The following is a 5,121-nucleotide window of genomic DNA, read 5'->3' on the forward strand; positions in this document are numbered from 1 at the left end:
GCCGCCCAGCACGATCTGGCCTTCGTCGGCGAGACGCCGGACGATTTGCAGGATCTGCTTCTGCTGGGTTTCCACTTCGGACAGGCGCACGGGACCTTTCGATTCCAGGTCTTCGCGCATCATTTCCGCCGCACGTTGCGACATGTTTTTGAAGATTTTATCGCGCAAGTCCTGCGACGCGCCTTTCAGCGCGATGATCAGCATCTCCGACTGCACTTCGCGCAACAGCAGTTGGATGCCGCGGTCGTCGATGTCGATGATGTTGTCGAACACGAACATCTCGTCCATGATCTTCTGCGCCATGTCGTTATCGTAGTTCTTGATGTTCTCCATGACGGAACTTTCCTGCTCGCCGCTCATGAAGTTCAGGATCTCCGCTGCGGTACGCACGCCGCCCAGCGACGACTTCTTGATGTTTTCGTTGCCGGACAGGAGCTTGGTCAGCACGTCGTTCAGCTCGCGCAGGGCGGCCGGCTGCACGCCGTCCAGGGTGGCGATACGGAGCACGACGTCGTTGCGCAGGCGGTCCGTGAAATGGGCCAGCACTTCGCAGGCCTGGTCGCGCTCGAGGTGCACGAGGATCGTCGCGATGATCTGCGGGTGCTCGTTGCGGATCAGTTCGGCGACGGACGGCGAATCCATCCACTTCAGGCTTTCGATGCCGGAGGCGTCCTTGCCGCCCAGGATGCGGTTCAGCAGCACGGCGGCCTTGTCGTCGCCGAGGGCCTTGGTCAGCACCTGGCGGATGTATTCGTCGGAATCGAGGCCGACGGTCGACTGCAGGTCCACGCGCTCGCGGAATTCGCCCAGCACGCTCAAGACTTCCTCGTGCTGCACGGCCTTCATCTGCGCCATGGCGGCGCCCAGCTTGAGCACTTCGCGCGGGCCGAGGAATTTCATCACTTCGGCCGCTTCCGATTCGCCCAGGGCCAGCATCAGGATGGCTGCCTTGGTCGTGCTTTCCTTGTCCTTGTCCTTGTCGCTCATTACTCGGTCCCCAGCCATTCCTTGATCACGTTGGCCACGATGCGCGGATCGTTCTTGGCCATGTCTTTTGCCATTTCCAGGTTGCTCTTGTAGACCTGGACCTTCTGCTGTTCTTCCTCTTCACGCTGGATGCGGGCTTCTTCGTCCGGGTCCGGCTCCGGGTCCGCCTCCGGCACTTCCGGTTCCGGTTCGGGCGGGATCGCCACGGCTTCGTCGAACTTCTTGATCGCCGGCTTGAGCAGCGGCCGCACGAAGCGGAACCACAGGAAGGCCAGCACGAGCGCGATGAAGACGTAGCGTGCGATGTCCTTCGCCAGCGGCAGGTTGGCGGGATCCTTCCACCAGTCCGGCGCCTGCTCTTCCGGCTTGTCGACGCCGTCGAACGGGGCGTTCGTCACGTTCAGCGTGTCGCCGCGCGCCTGGCTGTAGCCCATCGCCTGCTTGACCAGTTCGTTGATCTGCGCGACTTCGGCGGCGCTGAGCGGCTTGACGACGACCTTGCCCGTCTTCGGATCGACGGTGCGGCGGTAGTTCACCACCACGCCGACCGTCAGGCGCTTGATGCCGCCCATCGGTTTCTGTTCGTAGCGGATGGTCTTGTCGACTTCGTAATTGGTCGTGGAATCCTTGCGGCTCGGGCCGGTGCTCGCCTGGGCCTGGGCAGGCTGGCCGCCGCCGTCCAGCGGTGCGGTCGCCACGCCCGGCGGCTGGTTCGACAGCGCGCCCGGGATGCCCGACGGGTTCGTGCTGCCCGGACCGGACTGCTCGGACGTCTGCTGGCTGCGGATCGCCTGCGGTTCCGGCGGCGAATTCGGCTTGTACATCTCGGCCGCGGTGTCGGTCTGGGCGAAGTCGACTTCGGCGGTCGCTTCGGCGCGCACGTTGTTCTGGCCGACGAGCGGGGCGATGATCGACTGGACCTGCTTGACGATGTTCTGCTGCAGCGCTTCGACGTATTTCAGCTGGTTCGGGTCGAGCTGCTTGCCGTTCTTGTTGGCGCTGTCCGACAGCAAGGTGCCGTTCTGGTCGACGACGGTCACGTTGGCCGGCGTCAGTTCCGGGATCGACGACGCCACCAGGTGCACGATCGCGCTGACTTGCGCCTGGTCGAGGGCGCGGCCCGGCTGCAGGTTCAGGAGGACCGATGCGGTCGGCTTCTGCTGGTCGCGCACGAACACGGACGGCTTCGGCAGCGCCAGGTGCACGCGGGCCGAGCTGACGGCGGACAGTGACTGGATCGAGTTGGCCAGTTCGCCTTCCAGCGAGCGCTGGTAGTTGACCTGCTCGACGAATTGCGACGTGCCCAGCTTCTGGTTCTCCAGCAGCTCGAAGCCGACGTTGCCGGCGCGCGGCAGGCCCTGCTGGGCCAGCTTCAGGCGCAGGTCGTGGATGCGGTCGGCCGGCACGAGGATCGCGCTGCCGCTGTCCGAGAATTTGTACTTGACCCCCATCTGGTCGAGCGAGGCGGTGATGGCGCCGCCGTCCTTGTCGGTGTAGTTGGAGAACAGCACCTTGTATTCCGGCGCCGACGTCCACAGCCACAATGCCGCGACGATGGCCACCACGCCGGCGATGACGCCGCCGATGACGATGCGTTTACCGTTCGTCGTCTGCCAGAACTTCGGCTTCGCGTCGGCCGGGGTTGCGATGTCGCTGTCGAGGAGTTCTTCCGCTGTCGTTGCCATGTTGGGGGGAGGGAATGGGTGTATGAACGCCATTATGGAGCCGTACGGCAACATTCAAACCCCGGAATAAGGCCCTGTTTACCGTGCTGCTCGAAGGCAATCGTTGCCCGGGCGCTGATATTCTGACAGCCTGAATCGATTTGTTTGACAGGCACTGGGAGAACGGACATGAACATCGGCGGCATCGACAGCAGCCGGATCGAAGCGATGATGGCGCAGCTGAAGTCGGCGGCACAGAAGCCGGCCGGCCCGGCGTCGCCGGCGGAGGCGCTGGGCGGGCTGGGCGGCATCGGCAAGCTGGGCGCTCCCGATGCGGCCGAATCATCGACCAGGGTCAGCTTCTCGGATGCGCTGCAGGCGTCGCTGCAGAACGTCAGCAATTCCCAGATCCAGGCGGACGAGATGGGCAAGAAGTTCGCCGCCGGCGACGATTCCGTGAGCCTGTCCGACACGATGATCGCCATGCAGAAAGCGAGCATCAACTTCCAGGCCACGGTGCAGGTGCGCAACAAGCTGGTGTCGGCTTATCACGACATCATGAACATGCAGGTGTGACGATCACTTGACGTCCACGCGCCCCTTCATCACCGGATGCAGCGTGCAGAGATAGTCGAACGACATCTTCGCAGGCACCACCCAGCGCCAGGTCTTCCCGGGCTGCAGGTCGCCCGACTTGACGCCGGCCGCCGTCACGTTGTGGACGAACATGTCGCGGTTCTCCCACACGATCGTATCTCCCTTCCTGACCTGCACGACCTGCGGCGTGAACTTCATGCCGTCGATGACGACGTGGTGTTCCGCCGCGCCGGCCATGAGGGGCAGCGCACACGACGCGGCGAACAGCGTGGCAAATGCGGTCTTCACTTGAGTTCGGCCTGGATGTGCTTGGCATGCTCCAGGTGCGCCACGAACGCCGGGCGGACCTTGACGAGCAGGGCCTTCAGCTCGGCATTCGAGGCGTTCGGGATCAGCGTCTTGTCGAGTGCGCCAAGCACGGTCTCGTGGTACGTCACTTCGTTGTCGACATAGGCCTTGTCGAACGCCTTGCCGGACAGGGCGGCCAGCCGGGTGCGCGTCGCCGCGCCGTCCTTCGTCAGGCTCTTGCTGGTGTCGTTGTCCTCGGGCGTCACGTGCAGTTTCTGCACCAGCGCGACGGCCTGCTGGTTGACGCCGGCGTGGTCGGCCACCATGCGCTGGGCGAAGGCGCGCACGTCCTTGTTCTGCGTTTTCGTCTCGGCCTGCTTGCCGGCGTCGATATCGACCGCATTGGCGGCGACGACGATGGCGGCGATCTGCGCATCGTTCGGGCCGGCCGCGTGGGCGGTGGCGCTCAGGGCGAGCAGGGCGGACAGCAGCAGCGGGGCGGATTTGTTCATGGCGGACTCCTTGAATGAATGGTTTAGGTGAAACAATCCATTCGATGCACGCTTCGGCGCGCGCGTTCCCGCTTCGTGTCAGGTGGACGGTTCCGCGTCCAGCCGGCGCCGGACCGCCTCGACGATCCGGTCGCAGCGCGCGCCGTCGAACCCGAACGCATCCTCGATCGCGAAATCGATCTCGCGTGCGAGCGCCTCGCGCAGCATGGCCCGCGCGCGGAAATAACGGGTGCGCACGGTCGCCGCGGGGATGTCGAGCGTGGCCGCCGTCTCTTCCACGGTCAATTCCTCCACCGCACGCAGCATGAACACCGTGCGGAAGGCGGCCGGGAGCTTGTCGATGCCCGTTTCGATCAGGCGCCGCGTCTGGGCGCGCAGCGCGGCCAATTCCGGCTGTGCCGGCTCGTCCAGCCGGTCGCGGGGCAGGATCGCATCGTCCGAACCGAAATCCGCGCCCAGTTCGATGACGTCGGCGAGCCGCCCGTTCTTACGCTGGCGCATCAGCGCGGCATTGACGACGATGCGGGTGAGCCAGGTGCCGAGCGCCGACTCGCCGCGAAAGCCGGGCAGGGCACGATAGGCCTGCAGATAGGCATCCTGGAGTGCATCTTCGGCTTCCGCATCGTCGCGCAGGACGCTGCGCGCGACGCGGTACAGGCGGCGGTTGTAGCGCCGCATCAGATCGGAGAACGCGTCGCGGTCGCCGGCGCGGATACGGCGTAGCAGCGCGTCGTCGTCGAGGGAAGAGGGGTTCGGTGCGGCGGCCTGCATGGGATCTCCTGGTCGTATGCCTGACGATTGGATGCGGGACCGAAGCCCCGCGTTCCCGCCTTCAGGATACTCGCAGGCCATTACACAAATTCGGGGTCAGAGCACTTTTTCGATCAAGAGCCAACAGGTATTAATCCGTGGAGACCGACGTCTGTCGTCAGCGCCCGCCCTCTTGTCTACGCAGGCCAGCTAGCGAACAGCGCTGGTGATCAATTGTTCAGAAATGTGCTCTGACCCTGAGCCTTCCCCTCAAATTTTGCTCAGATGTCATAGGTAAGCATCATGGAAGTCAGCTCTGACGA

Annotated in this window: 6 protein-coding genes; 1 reads left to right on the forward strand and 5 read right to left on the reverse strand. The window is 64.3% G+C overall.

Translation table 11 applies throughout. The annotated features are described in order from the left end of the window. Both fliG and fliF read right to left on the reverse strand, forming a co-directional pair. Nucleotides 1–987: flagellar motor switch protein FliG (gene fliG / locus ACEN88_RS24000; RefSeq protein ID WP_413343700.1), on the reverse strand; the 987-nt coding region annotated here is incomplete at its 3' end. Beyond that, the gene (fliF, locus tag ACEN88_RS24005) at nt 987–2,672 is read right to left on the reverse strand and encodes a flagellar basal-body MS-ring/collar protein FliF (RefSeq protein WP_413343702.1); all 1,686 of its coding nucleotides are present in this window, start codon (nt 2,670–2,672) and stop codon (nt 987–989) included. The genes fliG and fliF, both read right to left, overlap by 1 nt. A gap of 168 nt (nt 2,673–2,840) precedes the next feature. Here fliF and fliE point away from each other — a divergent pair, with 168 nt between their 5' ends. Further along, nucleotides 2,841–3,227: a flagellar hook-basal body complex protein FliE gene (gene fliE, locus ACEN88_RS24010; RefSeq protein ID WP_413343704.1), complete on the forward strand. Its 387-nt coding sequence runs from the start codon at nt 2,841–2,843 to the stop codon at nt 3,225–3,227. Nucleotides 3,228–3,230: 3 nt separating this feature from the next. On the opposite strand, the gene ACEN88_RS24015 is transcribed toward fliE, so the two are convergent. The 3 genes from ACEN88_RS24015 to ACEN88_RS24025 all read right to left on the reverse strand — a co-directional run bounded on the left by ACEN88_RS24015 (nt 3,231) and on the right by ACEN88_RS24025 (nt 4,819). Next, nucleotides 3,231–3,536: a plastocyanin/azurin family copper-binding protein gene (locus tag ACEN88_RS24015; protein ID WP_413343706.1), complete on the reverse strand. Its 306-nt coding sequence runs from the start codon at nt 3,534–3,536 to the stop codon at nt 3,231–3,233. Then, nucleotides 3,533–4,048 (reverse strand): DUF4142 domain-containing protein, encoded by a 516-nt coding sequence (locus ACEN88_RS24020; RefSeq protein WP_056136297.1) that lies wholly within the window; start codon nt 4,046–4,048, stop codon nt 3,533–3,535. Before ACEN88_RS24020 ends, ACEN88_RS24015 begins: the two co-directional genes overlap by 4 nt. 78 nt (nt 4,049–4,126) lie before the next feature. Next, the gene (locus ACEN88_RS24025) at nt 4,127–4,819 is read right to left on the reverse strand and encodes an RNA polymerase sigma factor (RefSeq protein ID WP_413343708.1); all 693 of its coding nucleotides are present in this window, start codon (nt 4,817–4,819) and stop codon (nt 4,127–4,129) included. Nucleotides 4,820–5,121: the final 302 nt, after the last annotated feature.

It is taken from the genome of Massilia sp. CT11-108, from assembly GCF_047302915.1.
Classification (GTDB): Bacteria; Pseudomonadota; Gammaproteobacteria; order Burkholderiales; family Burkholderiaceae_D; genus Telluria; species Telluria orientalis.